Below are 17,172 nucleotides of genomic sequence, written 5' to 3' on the forward strand. Positions count from 1 at the left end.
CTTTTCTCCTGGACATGAACCTATTGAAATAAATGAATAAACAATATGAGTTACTCAAATCAATTAAAAATGTAATCAATATTAGGTCGTTTATGGAGATAGTATCTACCGCTTCGATAAACTACGGAATAACCTATTTCGGAGTATGAATATCCATCCATATCAAAAACACTTAAATTATCCTCACCCCAACCCAATAGATTTGACACCAGTTCGACTTGATTCATATCATGGTAATCAAACCTGACAAGATTTGTGACATCCAAACTCTGATCCTTAATGAACGACATCATTAAGGATTTCACCAATCCATTCTCCAAATTCATTTCTTCCATAAAAACTATCCAAGATGAGCCAATGGCTAATGAATCTTGGTACGCCTTTTTCTTTAATAATTCATGGCTAAAATTATAGACTTCTATTCCATTCACATATAAGAGCAACTTCTTGGTATCAATGTACTCTGATCGTGCATGTGACCCATAATCTAATCTAATTTCATGATTCCCATCACCAAATTTGATACTACTTTCAGCAGTATCATTTGTGGAGTTCCACTTCTTTACTAATTTCTGATTTCTGAAGACGAAAAAACTATCTATATCTAAACCAATACGTATATCTAATTCATCTAAATGAATATCCATTACCCATGTCAGATAATTACTTGAATCAAGAGTTATTAGACTTATCTGACAACTATCTGAAGTAGAAAAGTGCCCAGATACATTTGCTTCACCATAGTCTAAAACAGCAGTACCATGCAACAAGTCTCCTTCAACTTTGAGCCTTGTTACACTATCAAAAATTTCATTTCCTAATTTTAAATCAACATATTTCCATTCCCCTTCTTCCGTATCTTTTAAATGATCAAAGCACCATTCTCGAATATATCCCCTCTCATCTTTTAACCGCGATTGAAATCGACTACTGCTTTGAGCGTTAGAATAAAAAAAGTGAAAACCTATTAGAATTACTAACATTACAATTTTCGCATTCATTCTTAATATTTTGATATTACATCTACTCGCCTTTCAGAAGAATCCACTTCATCTACATCCTCATCGTCCTCTCCAATCACCTCGATCTGATTTAAACTCTCATCAGGATCCTTATCTAAACTTCTTTCAATTAAAGTATACCTCCCCACTCCTATGGCCATTTTAGGTATAAAGCCTCGTTGGCTTTCAAAAAATCTTTCCAATTCGGTTAAACCCAAATCCCCACTAAACATGTCATAATATTTAATAGACTCGATCTCATTATTCACATACCGAACTTGATTAGAGATTCCAGCTAAAGGATACTCAGAAGATGGAATATTAAAGTAGTATTCAAAATCTCCTGTAGCTACACTATTGTCCTCAATATCATCAATGTTTATAACAAAAATAATACTACTAAAACCCTCATATTTAAGCACAAACTTAATCTGATTTATTCCCGGACACGAATGCGCAACAACTACATCACAAATTGGATAACTCATAACTGTATCTGATATGAAATCCGGCAAATAGATTGAGTCAATTAAGCGCCTCTGATTATATGAATAAATCGATTGACTGGAGATTACAATAGAGAAACTAGAATTCAATTTTCCTATTTGATACAATAAATTAAATGAGGTGTCAGTCTTAAGACTATATAAAGTTGATACCACATTACTGTATTTTGCCTTCATAAGTGACACTTCATAACCCTCATACTCCCCCATCACAAAGCCTTCAAAATCACCCTCATTCAACCTGTATCGAATTAAACTATCCTGAAACTCACCGCGGATCATACTAACAGAGTATGCATAGGATCCATCTGCGTAAAACTCTTTTAAATACCCTTCAACTATTCGCTCATAACCCTCTTTTTTCTTAGACAACAGTGCAAGTTCATTTTCACTCTGAGCCCGCAGATTGAATCCAATAAAAGAAATATAAATCAAAATAATTCCTCTAAATAAATTATTCATAAATACTTCTAATTTCAACTCTTCTTGCTTCACCCTCAGATTACTCACTTTCATCCGCATTTTGAGCTCCTTCGTATTCAACAGATATCTTAGATTCATCGTAATCTGGATTAATTTCCCTGATTCTTTCCAATATATAATCCTTTGCATTTGACGCTCTTCGTTTAGAAAGATCCCTATTACCTTCCGAAGTTCCTTAATTTGAAGCAAAAGCACAACCTTTATTCCTTTACTACGACCCATTGCCGCATCTTCTAGGAGGTATTCCAGTCGTCTTTGCCGGGCCTCCGTGACAGTAGTAACATCAAACATGTCCTTATCAAAACTAGATTTATAATACATGTTTACCGAAGTAAAAGGTGTTTCAGAAAACTCTGTTCCATGACTTATTTTTTGGGAAGTTTCAGCAGCTACAAGAAATTGTGCATTGGGGTCCTTTACCCTTCGTAAACCTCCAACATTTCTTTGCCACACTCTAGCTATCTCATCTCCAGCCAAGAACTCAAATGTCTCTCTTGGAGTTTTACCTGAAAATGGATTACCTCGATAAAAGACATCATCCCCTTCTTTTACAATCCTGATAATATGAATGGTTTTTTTTCTTGCCCTCCTGGTTTTCACAAAAACCAATCAAGGTAAATGATGCCATTGGCACTAAAAACAGAAGAAAGCACAATTAGGAAAACTGACTATATATTCGCAGTAGATTTAGCATCTTGGTAAAAATAATTCTCCCAACCTGATTACAGACACTCACATGAAGAAAAACAATGCCTTAGTTCTCTCTTTTGCCGTCCTATTCACTCTCATAATGGCCGCTTCATGCACGAGTCCTAGTCCAGATTGTGAGTGCCTTAAAACGGGACTTTTCCAATCTTTAACAGCAGACAGCTCTTTCATCTACCGCAATCATTCTCATGAATTAAACATTAACCAAAGGGGAGATAGTTTGCATCTGGAAATCGAATGGCCATCGAATTGCAATTATGTTCTTCACTTTGTTTCTAGCACTGATCCGAAATACCAAAACCAGCAAAATCCTGATTTGAGCCTTCAAGTCGATAAAATTGATTTCCAAGACAGCCTCTACTATTATACCGCTAGCATCAACAAGCTTGAGATAAAAGGGAAGGTGCGCATGTTGGAGTTTAATAAAGTAGCTAGGTGAAAAGATAAAATCCAATAAAGGCTGAATATTCAGCCTTTGCACAGAGTACCGGCTTCTAGTTTAGAGACCCCAAATCATTCCTCCTTTTGTCTCCGGAGGAGCTGAAGATTATGTATCAATATGTCGGTTTGAGAAATCATTGATTTTTTCATTCGACAGGAAACAACCCAGGGAGAGTCACTTTCTTCATTAAAAAAATACTGGTATTCATCGTCATAACTTGAATAGGCTACCCGCGGCTTCCCGAATAATTCGACAAGATCAGTATAGGTCAAGTCGAAGCTTCCCGAAAGAAAAAAGCCATCGATAATCTTCTTGGTAGAGTTTATTCCGATTACAGTAAAAAGCGCATTGCCTGATTCATAGTAAACCGTCCCAAAACCATTGCTAGCCTTCATTGAGCCCAGTCTATTTCCTGTTTTCCAGAAACTCAAGCCTCTGTGTTCCGTTAGGAATTTTAGTAATTGCGGAAGGGTATGAATATCTAAGGATTTCAGCTGATTAATCATGAAGCCAACTTATTAGGAACTAGCTCTCTCGCAAAGAACCGGATTCTGAATCAGTCCGAATGAAAGCTGCTTGAAATTGATACTGACATTCGGAACACTTTGCTTTTTTTTCTAATGAACAGATATAGTTCTACCTTCTTACTGCCTCGCTTTTAAGGCCGATCACCAACACATTCGACCAATGGTTAAAGTAAGAATCTTAGCAACCTAAATTTAATTAAACCGCATTATCGAACGCTGTGGGTTTCGCAACCAATACTCAACTGGAAAGTCTGCTCCCTTATCTATTTCCGGATACTTTTCCCTATAACCCTCTTCCATAAACTGAAGCTTCTCATACTTAGTACCCTCAACTCTAATTTCATAAAAAATGGTTGACTCACGAACATTTAAAATTCTCCCTAATACAATGTTCGTCTTTTCTTTTGGAAGGAAAAGTGGTCTATTATAATCGATTCTAAAATTTTCACAATCCTGCTGGTCATAAACTCCGTGGTATTTCTCTCCAATTATGGTAAAAGCATCCTTGCTTCCACCATGTTCTTCCACCTCCTTACCATTGCAATTAAATCTAAAATAAACAGATGTACCACTCCGTATCGATCTGAAGTTAGAAATCGTAAAAACTGAATCTACTGCCGCTCCTTTAAAAGGCTTAGTTCTAAAGGAGATGTATACTAGATACCCCCCAACCAGGAACCCTATAAAACTAATAATTAACCCTTTCTTATCTTCTAATTTCATATAATATTTTTACCAACCACAATCATCAGATTCCTTGACCGCAATTTACCCGACATATCATCAAGCTCACCAATTAAAGATCAAACTAAAGCAAATAAACACCAGATGAAGCCCTATCAAAAGCTTAGCTACCAATAGATCCCCTTTTAAATCAGAAATAATATCGGAATGCTGTAATAGCCAAGCTCTCTCTTCTTCACTTAAACTCTTTAATGAGGAGGACTGGAACTTCATTAACCTGCTTTTTCCTTTATGGAGTCCATATTTTTGAATCTCCAGGCCGATTTTTATCCTTGTGAAAAACAAAAATAGCCATGGTATAAGAATCAGAGCTAAAAGCACATATTCAATAAGCGTCAATGGCAGTACACCTTTCGAAAACAATACGACACAGCCACTAATTGTGACAATACTGTATGCTATCTTAAGCAGGTGCCTACTAAACACTGTCATAAATCATCCAAAAATCCAGCTTAAAGAAATTCCTTATACATGAAATACATCGCCTATAATTCCTCAAGAAGTTAATGGCTATTTACTAATTGTATAGGGATTATAACTTAAAATACTCTCGTAATCCGACATGCTAAAAGACAAGATCTCACTTTTCAAGCGTTTCCGACTTTCAATACTATAGTAGTTCAGGGTCACATGATAAGTAGAATCATTCTGTTCTTTCAAAGCAGATAAGGTAGTAAACTCTGACTCAGAGGAATTAAAATAAAAACTATCAGCAATTGTTCTAATGTATAAATCGCTACAAACACCTTTGTTTAAATCAATGAAATACAAATTCAAACTTCCTGAAAACCCTAATAAACCCAAATAGAAGTGGCGATCATCCACAAAGTAAAGCACACTAGCTCCAAGCTCATCAGATCCTTTCACTTCGACAATCGAGCTAGCCGGAATTGAAAAATCCGACAAGGATGCATTCCGAATCTCCAAGACCTTTTTTAGCCTATCACAAGTTTCGCCGATTGACAGCGCTACAAATTCATCGCCCATAAATTGGCTCAATTGAATGGCTAGATCCCCTTTTTGTATACAGGTTCTCACCGCCTCCCTTTGCTCCGCTGCTGGCCGCCCCAATTCCACCCATTGCAGAATTGCCAATAAAATAAACATGTTATAAATCAAGACTTTTAGCATCACAATTAACCCTTTCTAAGCTCTCACACTGAAGCCCTCCCCTAAAATTCGGACTGGTTAAAACTATTTAAATTTAACCAGTAATTATGAAGAAGTCGAGATTTACCGATAGCCAGATTGTTAATGCGATTAAACAGCATGAGTCAGGCCGAAAGACCGACGAGATTTGCCGGGAGTATGGCATATCTAAGGGCACCTTTTATCAATGGCGCAAGAAGTATGCAGGGATGGACTCCTTGCAACTTAAACGCTTGAAAGAGCTGGAGGAGGAAAATCGCAAGCTTAAACAGATGTTCGCTGATGTGAGCTTGGATAACAAAATGCTCAAGGATGTGCTCTCAAAAAAGTGGTAGGCACTGGTGATCGTCAAAACATGGCTACTTATCTAAAGGAAACCTACATGATAAGTATTACCAGGGCTTGTAAGGTGATTCGTTTGCCTAAGTCCATGTTTTATTACCAATCAGTTAAAGATGATACGGAAGTAATTAATAAGCTGCTTGAGATGGTGGTGCTACGCCCCCGTGAGGGTCAGGATAAGGTTTATCAGCGCTTACGCTTAGAGGGCTATAGTTGGAATAAAAAGCGTGTTCGTAGGATCTACCTAAAGTTGGGGTTAAACCTTCGTAGAAAGACCAAGAAGCGTATTCCTGCCCGTGTGAAAGAACCCCTAGTTCAGATGGTGCGACCTAACCAAACCTGGTCTATGGACTTCATGAGTGACGCCTTGGAAAATGGAAGAAGGTTCCGTGTACTTAATGTAATCGATGACTTTAATCGCAAAGCCGTTACTGTAGAAGCCGAGTTTACCTTTCCTTCTTTTGGGGTAATCCAATGTTTAAAGAGAGCCTTTGAAGAACAAGGAAAGCCGAGTAAGATCCGTGTAGATAATGGCCCTGAGTTCACCTCCTTAGAGTTTAGTGAATGGTGCAGAGTACAAGAAATAGAGCTTCATTACATCCAGCCGGGAAAACCCATGCAAAATGGCTATATCGAACGATTTAACCGCACCTTTAGGCAAGATGTATTGGATGCACATCTATTCTCTGGAATTGATCAGGTGAGACATATTGCCGAACAATGGATGGACGATTATAACTACACCAGACCGCATGAAGCACTTGGGGGAATTACGCCCCACCAGGCAGAAGCGAAATTTTCATCCAAGCAAGCTTGCTTGGATGAAAAAACAAGCTACTCCAAACAAAACAAAGTACATTTAAACTCAGTCTGAAATTAGGGGAGGTTACACACCTTTTTTAAGTCAATAAAAAAATCAAGCCCAAATATGTGAAAATCTTTGTCCTTAATCAATTCACCATAAATCACCACACTATTATCTCCTCCAGTCTCTGAACCTAATTCAATCGACCTGAGTCCCTCAAACAAGAAATCCACATAAGTAAGGTTTCCAAAATTTTGATACATAAAAACTTCCGGAGAATACAAACCACAGACTACTATTTCACCACATTCAGCAAGTACACAGGACTCAAAAAAAGTAAAATTATCCAAGTTATAGGTCTTTATGAATGCAATCTCAACAGACGAAAAGACTGAATATAATTTTTCTCCAATTGCCTTTTTTATTTCAACATCAAAATAAGGCCTCAACAAAGCCAATTCCAGTGGCTGCATGTAATATAATTCTGAACCCATTGAAAAAACATCAGAGTCACAGATTCCTAAAACCTTAGATTCCTCATAGTTATTAAAGGAGAGAAAGACCAAAGCAAAAACAACTAAAACACTCTTCTTCATTATATACTTTTTAATTTGTTAGATCTCTGTTTGGCCATTGAGACTAATAGATTGGCAGCCATAAATCGCTATTGGCAAGGTAAAGGCTTTGGATCAAGTAGAGTTATTGGCAACTATTCATTAATCCCTCCTTCATCAAATACTTGCTGTTTAATAATTTGCTCTTTATTTAATCCCTTAAAACTTTGAATTAAGTCTATTGCCTCAGTTAAGTGCTCTTTCATCTCCACAATTGTTGTCGAATACTTTTTGTAGAAAACACCTCCATCCGTTATTGGCCCTTCTATTACTTCGGTTTTAAAATACGAATCCTCAGTAACCTGAACGGTAGGATGCCATCCTACATCCACAGAAAACTCAAACAGATTATTTATGAAATAATCTATACAGAGAATATCCTCTGTTAAGAACCTCCATTGCTCAAGCAGAGGAAGTTCTTCTTTAAGATGAACTTGTTTCAATGGCTTTCCATCGTAAATTTCAATATCAAAAAAAATCATTGTAATGCTTTTAAGGTAAATAAGAGCTATCACCCTCCATAAATCCGTGAAGGCAAGGCTATATTATTAATAGCTAAAAAATCAATAAATCAAACCTTAACAAGCGGCTAACCCCTAATTCAGTCATGAATACTCTACTTTTTAAGTAATTTTTTTTTAGCAGAAACCTTCTACGAATAATTAATATAAATATCTCTAACCACAATACCGTAACATTAACCGATACGACTAAATACAATTATCTTGATTCTGCTTGGTAATAAATGAGCGACCTCAGATACACCAGAACAAAAAACAGCAATGCAGATACATCAACACTCACATTTAGTGACTTAAAATATTGACCAACTAGCACCATCAAAATACATTAAATCTTTATAAATGACTCCATACAAATAGCCAATAAAGATTCAACAGAATTAAAAATATCTTTTTCATGTTTTAACTGCTTTTGATTTGCCGGTGCCAGGATAGCATCTTCTGGAATATCGCTCATTCTGACTATCACTACAAGTTAAGCCCACTATTGGCTCCAAAAGGCAACACCTGGGCTACTGACAGATGATGCCTCCTCCTTTTCGAATCTATTAAATACTGACACCTCAGTTGGAAGTGAACACTTCCTCCACTTAAGACCTTCCATTAGAAAAGGATTTCAGTATGGTATTATACACATTTTCATGTTTCAACTTCTTGCAGTCATCGCACATTACTTCATATTTCACTTCAACAATAAAATCTTTGTAATCAAAACATGTATAATATATTAAATGATTAAGCTTTGCAGTAGTTGTTGAAGTTGGTATAAATTCTGCAACAATCCTTTTAGCCGGCAAACCCATGACTTCCGTCTCGCTATTTTCAAAAGCATAATCTTCAGAGCTTGCAATACGATTAGCATTATGATCTATTTGATCACGCAATACATTTTTATTTACCCTCACCAATAATGTATATAATCCTAGCCCCTTATATATCTCTGAATCAGATTGTGGAAGAATGGGTGAATCTAGCAAATGACTAATAAATCCCCTACTTATTTCAGAAACCGGAACAGGCCCATCTCCACAAAAATAAGTAGGCTTTTTTAAGCTATCTTTTATTTCTATAAACAAGGAGTCAGGCACCTTAAACCATAGATCCACACAGGGTGCTGAAGGGAAATTCAGATAATCTAGCTTCGAATCCTTATCGTTATTGCAAGAGATAACTACAAAAGCAAAAACAACTAAAACACTCTTCTTCATCGACTATTTTTTGATTTGTTAGATCTCTGGTAAACCCTTGGCACTAATAGATCGGCACCAATTAATTCGCCGATCATAAAGCATAGCTACCGATCTCTATAGGAAGAGTTCTTAAAGAAATGTTTGACGCTAAGTGCAGCTCCTTATGTCACACATTTATAAATACCCCCTTTTGATATCCCGTTTTACAAATTTCAAAAATTCACTTACACAATTAAAGTTTTAGACTCCGATCACCAGCCCACAAGAGTCTACTCAATAGACATAGGCCCCATTACTATCACCGGAAAATTATCTCTAAACTCATAGCTATGACTTATCAGGCTCCCCGTGCTGAAGGTATTAGTCACAGCCATAACAAAAGCACCTTTCACCTTAGACTCTTGCCAGCCTTTAATCCTAGCTAATGGCTCAAAAGACACTGCTGAATCCGCATTAATCGCCTGATTAACCGACAAATTAGCCTCACCATTCTTTAGAATCATATTGAAAGAATAAGCATCATAAAAAAGGGCAACTTTTTGAGTCTTCAGCAATGACTCAAAATCACTTGGATTACTTAATCGGCTTTTACTAAATAAGGCGATGTATTTGTACTTTTCATTATTAGTGTAGCAGTAGCCATCAAGCTCCAGTGTATCTACAGGGTAGGCAATCCGATTAAGATCCAGTATTTGCTCTTCGCTATCAAGCTCAGAAATCATTCTACATGAATAAGTCAAGAATAATTGAAATAGCAGCACTACTATTATGACTAAAGCCTTCCTCATAAATAAACTAAGCTTTCTCTGAACCTGTAAACTCCCTTTTTTAAAGACTCTCTCTAAACCTATATCTAACAAGAGTATCTCTAAAATTGGCTGGAGTCCATTTTAGAGCCTGAAAAGACTTGGATATACTTTCCTCAATATCCTTTTCACAATCTTGACTTATAAACTCTATTTCTTCAACGCTGCCAGAAGTATCAATTGTAACCCAAAAAGAAATCAAATCCTGACTTACCGAATTTCTAATAGAACTAAGTGAGTCTAAAACTTTGAAATAATGGTTTTCACTCATGATTTTTGCTCCTTCTCCTTTTATACTCTTTGCATTTAATAAAGCCCCATAAACTTCATCAAAATACCTTAATCTCTCAATAAGTGGTTTTTGCACCTGCTCTCTTACTTCCGAAACTATGACTCCTATCAGATCTGTACCACCCCCTTCCATTCCATTAAACCTATATCTTTTGCTTTTTCATGTGTCTAGATTAAAAATGACACACTTTATTGAACAAAACCTCATTTGGACCTGTCAAATAAGATTAGATCTAAGTCACGAATCCCTATGATATCAAAATACCGAATACTCCCCGTTTCGATACCATACAATCTTATTCGAAGTTGAGTCCTGATAAATCAAGCCAGTCATCGATACACCGCTGTTATTGGTAAAACTGTAACCATACATCTTTCCCTCTTCATTCTCGATAACCCTTAAGCCTTGGACCCCCTCAAAATACCACTTTAGAGTAATCCACTTTTTTATCTTATTTGGGTCCAATTCCCCATTGAGGATTAAATATGAAACGTCATGCTTAATGAAAGGTCCAGAAATGTAAATAACCGTATTTTTACGATGATCAAAGCCTATTAGGGCAGGTGGCAATGGTTTTGACTCACCTAAGCCTTTAAACAACCACTCCGGATATATTTTCTCAGTTGAATCACTCTTAGTGTATTTTATAGCATAACCTAATTCACTAACCCCATATAACTCAATACCATCATCTCGCAAAACCTGTAAAGAATCATCCAAGATTTGAATTTGGCAAGTATGAATGTAACCAGGTGGCAAGACCATTTTTGGAACTCTAATTCTCTCATATTGCACAGGTTGACTTATGGTCGTCCCTATGTAACATAAAAAATTATTGATCACTTCATCTTTAACCCAATTTGGAAAGTTTTGGCCATTTGACTCAGAGCATATTAGAGTGAAAAGTGTAAAAATCAAGTATTTCTTCATTAACCCCTATCTATTTAATCTGACAAATTAGACATTAAATTTCCAACCTGTCTACTGCCATGACAGTGATCATCTAGATCGACTCGCCCCTATGCAGCACTTTAAACTTAAATGAAGTATTCTAACTTACCGTCCTATTTTTTTTGAGGTGGGAAAAGAACACATCCTTCTCAACTCCATTCGGAAACCCATCTGTTCCTATCAGCTTTAGGACCTTATAAAAGATGGGGAAATCGCCACCTTTCAACAGCCGTTCAAAATTTTCGTTTTCACTTCCCGATAAATAAAAGAGCATTAAAAGCCAAGGCTCGCGGAATAACAAATAATTGATATTTAGATGACAATGAGCGGGCGAACTATAATTTCCTTTCCAATTATATCCCATAAACTGCCATACACCCCATGAATACCATCATTTGCATCAATCACCCTGTTTTCACCACAAGAATAAGGAGAGTTATGGGGATAATCGGCTGTTAAGGGATCGATACTAAAAGGCCTTCCTAAAATTGGTTCATACCTTCTAAAGGTCCATAACCCAATTGCATCACAGGCCTTAGGCCTAATAAAAATAATGACTTTAATTCAGTCAATACGAAACACTTGACTCAGAGGGCCAATTCACTAACTTAGGTTTTAAGAATGGCCCTGTAAAAACTGTTTTTTTACCTTCCTCAGTTCTGATTTCAGAAAAGAAGATGTTACTGTCAACCTTCACATTTTCTAAACACTCCTCAGAGGTGCTTTCTGAACAGAGGTAAAAAGAGTGGGTAGGAATAAAAAACCATCCAGAGGTAAGCTTCCCAGTAATATGTCCCATTCCTAATGTTCTTCCAGAAAGAAACCATAGCGCAATTATAGAACTGACTAAAAGCCAGCTAAGCCAGCTTTTCTTTTTGAAAAACCAAAGTCCAATAAAGGCAGCTATCAAAAGACCAAAAGAAGTGAGTAGATCAGGACCTAGGATAGTGGTAGTAGAAAGCGTACTACCTCCAGTAAATAAATGTAGTCTTAGCTCACTCACTGTCCCTAATAAAGTAAGGGCCAAAAGAATAACCATTATAGTTAATCTAACAAAGCTTCTCTTTTTCATTATTAATTTCTGTTAGGGCTGCCCCACTTGGAATGGAAATATCTTTCTGCTCCTCGGATTGAATAAGAACTTGATTCTATTGAACTGGAGTAGCTGAAGTAGATCCATCAAATGAACGGACAATTATAGCCCAGCAAAACTAAATTGGCACTAATTGAAGTTATAGAAAACCATTCAGGGCTGGTTGCACTGCGCTCATCAAAACCAGAAGCTCTCCTCGCTTCATTTTAACATTAAATTTTTCTTCTCATTTATAGTAGGCATCACAGAATCTTCCAATGTCAATTATAGACCTAATACTTCATGGAAGAACCTCAATTCTTGTATAAACAAGGCTTTGACCATTAGCAGTAGACAATAGGGAAAATTCATCAGAGTTCCATTCATAAAAGAAATAATAGCTTGTGGTATCATATTCAGTTATTTCACTAAAAAAAAACTCATTTGAATCTGCTTTATAAAGTCTACCATATTTCTCTATTTCTTTAGAAATTAATATTTTAGAGCTATCTCTAAAGTACAAGCTATCCTTTGGGTTTTCATAGGAGTTCACCACTGAATCGCCGCTAATTTCTATTTCAACAAAGGAATCCTCAAGCTTCCATTTTCCCTGAATATCTGCTAATATTTTATCGCATATGGAAATTTCAACAGAAGGACCATCAGAACATGAACTAAAAAAACAAACAATACACTAAGGCTAAAAAAGATTCGTCTCATCATTATTTTACTTGTCTTTCCTCTGAATGGCTAGCATAATAATTAATAGTCTTTGTGATTGTTTCTCCATCTTTCCTGCAAACAGCCTTATCTACACACTGGCACCTTTTAACCCTTATTCAGCTAATACCTTAACCCACATCAGATTTCCTTGATGCCCTCCCCTTCTTAAAAAAACCTCTACCTCAATTAATCACTGTATTATCCAAAACTTCACAAGTGTAGTGATCCCCATTTAGATCTGAATCAAACTCTATTTTATCACGACTTACCTCAATACCTGAAGGCTGTAAATGATAAAAATAAATTCGAACCAATTCATCTAGCTCTCCGCCATGGTTTTTCTCCCAATAGTCAAATTTAAAATAGTACAAGTCTGGAACGAAAAAATAGCCCGAAACCAAGTCCACCTGCCCATCACATTTAACTCCAATTACCCCTCTTTCAAAACCTTTAAGCCTTAGTGAGCCCGGAATAATCCACCTACCTCCGGTGGCTGTGTCTTTCTTAGGATAAATCCAGTACTTGTAAAACCTTATGTACTCATCTTCTCCAGTTTGACAAGTCACTTTAATAGAATCAAATGGCCTTGCACTAAATCTGATGGCACTATATTCCCTATTCAAAAATGGCTGTATATAGTGTCTAAATCTATTTACCCAAGAAAAATTTTTGGGATTCACTTCAAAATATTCAAGGGTAGCCCTAACTTCAATGGCACCATAAATCTCATCCTCTATACTCTGACTTACCTGACACCAAACATTTCCATTAACGGAAATAATAATCACTGTAATTAGTAGGAACTTATTCATAAATCAAATCTATTGAATCTAATACAGCACCTCAATAGCACCTAAGTCTTAGTCTCACATTCGGATAAAAGAAGCCCAGCTAAACTCCAAATATTCTCTCCGGATAGCCCATTCCCTCCCGAAACTTACCTTTGCCGCATGCGGCTATTTCAGTCCTTTTTCGGCTATCTCTTTTTAGGGCTTTTGCTTCTGCAAAGCTTTGGAATCTATCCATCCTTTCGCTATTTGCAGCAGCAGATTCGCCAAGAGGTGAAAAGCCGTATTAAAGCCGGTATTCCTGAAGAGGAGCTAATCGCCTTTCGATGGAACAGCATTAAGGAGCAAGCGCAGTGGACCAAAGCCGGGAAAGAATTTCGTTATCGAGGGGAGATGTTCGACATCATTCGTATTGAGGGCTCAGATTCTGACTTGCTATTTTACTGCTTTGCCGATCTTAAGGAAAAAGGTCTATTTGATGGCTTGAATGACTTGGTTCGGGCTTCCGGTTTCGGAGACAAGCAACAACCAGGTCCCTTAAAAAGCTGCTTGCAATGGTTCTTCAAGATTTTCCTTTCAGAGCAGCCCACAGATTTTAAATTATCGATTCAGCAGCAGTCATTCCAAGCTCAGAGCTTTTATCTATCCTTCCTAGGAGAAGCTTTTCTAAAATTGCTAGATCCACCCCCTGAAGCCTAGATCTCTATTTCAAAGCCTCCTTATTCAGGGGCGCTATTTCAGAATCTGATTTGAATTTCGAAAGACCTCCGAGGAGGTCTAAACCTATTTATTTTCATCATGAAAAATCTATATATCAGTGCCCTGGTATTTTTGCTGGGCGCACAGGGCTGTGGTCGTTTTCAAAATGCTGAGAACGAAAGCAAAGCCCCTCAAAACCGCATAGTTTGCCTGTCTAAGCAATATACCGAGCTACTTTATGCCTTAGACCTCGACTCCAATTTGGTGGCGGTAGATCTCTCATCCACCTACCCTCCAGAAACCGCTCAACTCACAACTGTAGGCTATCACCGTGCACTAAGCGCGGAAGCTGTTCTAGCAGTAGAACCTAGCCTAATTCTGCACGATAATAATATCGGTCCAGAGCATGTTCAACAACAACTGGAAAATAGCGGGGTGCCCATTAAAGCTTTTGATACAAAGAGCAGAGATTGGGACGGCACCCTGGAATTAATTCGGGAAATGGGCTCCTACTTTAAGGTAAGCTCAAAAGCCGATTCCCTGATTATAAGCATGCACCGCGCCATGGAACATATTAAAAGGGAGCAAGACAGCAGCTTAACTAAACCCAAGGTTTTGGTAATCCATTTTGGACGAGCCAGCAATGTCTATTTAGTGATGACCGCCAAAAGTACCGGAGCGAAAATGATTGAGCTGGCAGGTGGCACTGTTCCCTTTGAAGGTAAAGGTGGCATGCGCCCGCTTTCACCAGAAGTATTTGCAGAAATGAATCCCGATATTATTCTGATGACCAATTTCGGATACGATCGCCTGGGAGGTCAGGAGGAAATCCTAAATCTTCCCGGAGTTCGCCATACCAAAGCGGCTCAAGAAGGTCGTATTTACCGAATCGAAGAACATGATCTGGTATACTTCGGTCCGCGTAGTCCGCAAAACATCCAGTTGATTCGCAAATTCATTCGCGATGAAGCCTAGGCTCATTTTAGTCATTTTAACCCTATTACTGCCCCTATCTGCGCTGCTTAGTTTGCGCTATGGGGCAGTTGCCATTACTTGGAGCGAAATATTCAATGCCCTAAACCCTGGTTCAGAAAGCAGCCTGCATGAAAATATCTTCATGAATCTGCGCTTACCCCGCATCTTCTTGGGTATTCTCTGTGGATCAGCACTTAGTGTGGGCGGGGTACTCCTGCAGGCCCTTTTTCGCAATCCTATCGTGGAGCCGGGCCTTATTGGGACTAGCTCAGGAGCCGCTTTTGGAGCCGCCCTCTATTTTGTAATGGGCAATAGCCTACCGGCGCTCTTTGGCAGTGCCAGCCTTGCGGTGATCAGCATTCTCGGCAGTTTATTAGCGACGGTTATTTTACTGGCTTTCGACCGACAAGGACGGGGGGCCGAAATTCAAATTCTCTTAGCCGGCGTGGCCATTAATGCCCTTTTTATGAGCGGCGTTGGTTTTATGAGTTATTTAGCCCGTGATCCCCAGGCTCGTTCTATTAACTTTTGGAATTTAGGGACCCTAAGTGGGGCCACCTGGACCAATGTGAGCTTTATTGCGGCTATCATCATCCCGACTCTGATCCTAAGTCTGCGGGCCGATCGCGCCCTCAATGCCCTTAGCTTAGGGATTTCTGAAGCGGCACATTTAGGAATTAAAGTGCGGCGCTTTCGCTGGATGATAATCAGTGCCCAAATAGCCCTGGTGGCGATGGTAACCAGTATTGCCGGGATTATTCCATTTGTGGGCCTCATTGTACCCCATATCCTACGTTTATTGGGCGGCGGGGAGCATCGCTATCTTTTGCGAGGCAGTCTCTTACTTGGCCCTTCTATGGTCCTTTTAACAGATTTAATGGCCCGCACCCTATTGATGCCCGCGGAAATCCCACTTGGGATTCTAACCTCCTTCATCGGGGCACCGCTATTCCTCTTACTGCTCCGTAAATCCATTCGAAGTATTCAGCTATGATTGAAATCAAAAATCTCAATTTCGCATATGACTCCAACCCCATCTTATCAGACATTTCCTGGCAGGCCAAAGCTGGTTCCCTAAGCTTGATTCTGGGAGCCAATGGTGCCGGAAAGAGCACCCTTCTCAATCTCCTGGCTGGAGACTATCCTCCTCAATCGGGAGAAATCCTTTGGGACCATCAAGCTTTAAATCAAATTAAAGATGCCGCCTGTTACCGCGGAGTATTAAGTCAGCAACATGCTTTGCATTTTCCCTTGCGCGTAGATGATGTGGTTGCACTCGGTCGTTATCCCCATGCCCGCAGAAAGCCTGGCCTAAAGGACCAAGAAATTGTAGCCGTTGCACTAAAGCAATTTGAACTAAAAGAACTTGCGGCCCGCAATATTCAAAGCCTTAGCGGGGGCGAACAACAACGAGTGCACTTCGCTCGGGTTTGGGTGCAAATGCAAAATGAAAATCGAGCTCGCAACCCCTTGCTACTCATTGATGAACCTACCACCTTTTTAGACATCCATCATCAATGGAAGTACCTCCAGGCCATTCGTAAAGAGACCCGAAAAAACCAATGGATTAGCATTGGAGTGCTGCACGATCTAAGCATGGCGTATCAACTGGCAGATGAAGTTTTAGTACTGCATGAAAATAGAGTGCTGGCCTTCGGACCGACTCAAAAGGTTCTAATTCCAGAATTAATCAAAAAGGTTTTTGCGGTTGAAAGCAGAATTGTTGAAGGGCAATTACTGATTGATGGGGTTTAAAGATCAAATTGCAAACTTGATCCAGTTCTGTAGTCGAACTATCGAGGAGATCCAATGAACAACTGACTCGAATTTGCAA

Annotated in this window: 20 protein-coding genes; 7 read left to right on the plus strand and 13 right to left on the minus strand. The window is 38.5% G+C overall.

The features are described 5' to 3' along the window. Positions 1–59 precede the first annotated feature (59 nt). A complete protein-coding gene (locus ACO05P_RS10645; protein WP_421750698.1) occupies positions 60–1,001 on the minus strand; it encodes a hypothetical protein in 942 nt (313 codons plus the stop codon). Between the two features lie 2 nt (positions 1,002–1,003). Beyond that, entirely contained in the window at positions 1,004–2,590 is a 1,587-nt protein-coding gene (locus ACO05P_RS10650) for a hypothetical protein (protein WP_421750700.1), read from the minus strand. 136 nt (positions 2,591–2,726) lie between these two features. On the opposite strand from ACO05P_RS10650, the gene ACO05P_RS10655 reads away from it, so the two are divergent. Further along, a complete protein-coding gene (locus ACO05P_RS10655) occupies positions 2,727–3,137 on the plus strand; it encodes a hypothetical protein (protein WP_421750702.1) in 411 nt (136 codons plus the stop codon). A gap of 74 nt (positions 3,138–3,211) precedes the next feature. Here ACO05P_RS10655 and ACO05P_RS10660 read toward each other — a convergent pair whose 3' ends face one another. The 3 genes from ACO05P_RS10660 to ACO05P_RS10670 form a co-directional block, all read right to left on the minus strand. After that, the gene (locus ACO05P_RS10660; RefSeq protein ID WP_421750703.1) at positions 3,212–3,646 is read right to left on the minus strand and encodes a hypothetical protein; all 435 of its coding nucleotides are present in this window, start codon (positions 3,644–3,646) and stop codon (positions 3,212–3,214) included. Between the two features lie 213 nt (positions 3,647–3,859). Further along, positions 3,860–4,390 carry a hypothetical protein gene (locus tag ACO05P_RS10665; protein ID WP_421750705.1) on the minus strand — a complete coding sequence of 177 codons (531 nt, stop codon included), beginning with the start codon at positions 4,388–4,390 and terminating at the stop codon, positions 3,860–3,862. A 531-nt stretch (positions 4,391–4,921) separates the two neighbouring features. Beyond that, on the minus strand, positions 4,922–5,398 hold the full coding sequence (locus ACO05P_RS10670; protein ID WP_421750707.1) for a hypothetical protein: 477 nt from the start codon (positions 5,396–5,398) through the stop codon (positions 4,922–4,924). 230 nt (positions 5,399–5,628) lie between these two features. Between ACO05P_RS10670 and ACO05P_RS10675 the strand changes: the two genes are divergently transcribed. Next, on the plus strand, positions 5,629–5,895 hold the full coding sequence (locus ACO05P_RS10675) for a transposase (protein ID WP_421750709.1): 267 nt from the start codon (positions 5,629–5,631) through the stop codon (positions 5,893–5,895). Positions 5,896–5,915: 20 nt separating this feature from the next. After that, entirely contained in the window at positions 5,916–6,776 is an 861-nt protein-coding gene (locus ACO05P_RS10680) for an IS3 family transposase (RefSeq protein ID WP_421750711.1), read from the plus strand. 2 nt (positions 6,777–6,778) lie between these two features. Here ACO05P_RS10680 and ACO05P_RS10685 read toward each other — a convergent pair whose 3' ends face one another. From ACO05P_RS10685 to ACO05P_RS10720, 8 genes are all read right to left on the minus strand, one after another. Then, positions 6,779–7,303 carry a hypothetical protein gene (locus ACO05P_RS10685; protein ID WP_421750713.1) on the minus strand — a complete coding sequence of 175 codons (525 nt, stop codon included), beginning with the start codon at positions 7,301–7,303 and terminating at the stop codon, positions 6,779–6,781. Between the two features lie 113 nt (positions 7,304–7,416). Further along, a complete protein-coding gene (locus tag ACO05P_RS10690) occupies positions 7,417–7,803 on the minus strand; it encodes a hypothetical protein (RefSeq protein WP_421750715.1) in 387 nt (128 codons plus the stop codon). A 629-nt stretch (positions 7,804–8,432) separates the two neighbouring features. Then, positions 8,433–9,050 carry a hypothetical protein gene (locus ACO05P_RS10695; protein WP_421750717.1) on the minus strand — a complete coding sequence of 206 codons (618 nt, stop codon included), beginning with the start codon at positions 9,048–9,050 and terminating at the stop codon, positions 8,433–8,435. A gap of 251 nt (positions 9,051–9,301) precedes the next feature. Beyond that, positions 9,302–9,754 (minus strand): hypothetical protein, encoded by a 453-nt coding sequence (locus ACO05P_RS10700; protein WP_421750719.1) that lies wholly within the window; start codon positions 9,752–9,754, stop codon positions 9,302–9,304. 106 nt (positions 9,755–9,860) lie between these two features. Then, complete coding sequence (locus ACO05P_RS10705) at positions 9,861–10,262, minus strand: hypothetical protein (RefSeq protein WP_421750721.1); 402 nt, start codon at positions 10,260–10,262, stop codon at positions 9,861–9,863. A 123-nt stretch (positions 10,263–10,385) separates the two neighbouring features. Further along, on the minus strand, positions 10,386–11,060 hold the full coding sequence (locus tag ACO05P_RS10710; RefSeq protein WP_421750723.1) for a hypothetical protein: 675 nt from the start codon (positions 11,058–11,060) through the stop codon (positions 10,386–10,388). 589 nt (positions 11,061–11,649) lie between these two features. Further along, on the minus strand, positions 11,650–12,153 hold the full coding sequence (locus tag ACO05P_RS10715) for a hypothetical protein (protein ID WP_421750725.1): 504 nt from the start codon (positions 12,151–12,153) through the stop codon (positions 11,650–11,652). Positions 12,154–13,058: 905 nt separating this feature from the next. Continuing rightward, entirely contained in the window at positions 13,059–13,688 is a 630-nt protein-coding gene (locus ACO05P_RS10720) for a hypothetical protein (RefSeq protein WP_421750727.1), read from the minus strand. A 138-nt stretch (positions 13,689–13,826) separates the two neighbouring features. Between ACO05P_RS10720 and ACO05P_RS10725 the strand changes: the two genes are divergently transcribed. From ACO05P_RS10725 to ACO05P_RS10740, 4 genes are all read left to right on the plus strand, one after another. Next, the gene (locus ACO05P_RS10725) at positions 13,827–14,363 is read left to right on the plus strand and encodes a hypothetical protein (RefSeq protein WP_421750729.1); all 537 of its coding nucleotides are present in this window, start codon (positions 13,827–13,829) and stop codon (positions 14,361–14,363) included. Positions 14,364–14,462: 99 nt separating this feature from the next. Further along, positions 14,463–15,338, plus strand: coding sequence for a heme/hemin ABC transporter substrate-binding protein (locus ACO05P_RS10730; RefSeq protein WP_421750731.1), 876 nt, complete (start codon positions 14,463–14,465; stop codon positions 15,336–15,338). Further along, on the plus strand, positions 15,328–16,332 hold the full coding sequence (locus tag ACO05P_RS10735; RefSeq protein ID WP_421750733.1) for a FecCD family ABC transporter permease: 1,005 nt from the start codon (positions 15,328–15,330) through the stop codon (positions 16,330–16,332). Before ACO05P_RS10730 ends, ACO05P_RS10735 begins: the two co-directional genes overlap by 11 nt. Beyond that, positions 16,329–17,093: an ABC transporter ATP-binding protein gene (locus ACO05P_RS10740; RefSeq protein ID WP_421750735.1), complete on the plus strand. Its 765-nt coding sequence runs from the start codon at positions 16,329–16,331 to the stop codon at positions 17,091–17,093. The genes ACO05P_RS10735 and ACO05P_RS10740 overlap by 4 nt, the downstream gene beginning before the upstream one ends. Positions 17,094–17,172 lie beyond the last annotated feature (79 nt).

This window comes from Croceimicrobium sp. (assembly GCF_965228705.1).
GTDB lineage: Bacteria > Bacteroidota > Bacteroidia > Flavobacteriales > Schleiferiaceae > Croceimicrobium.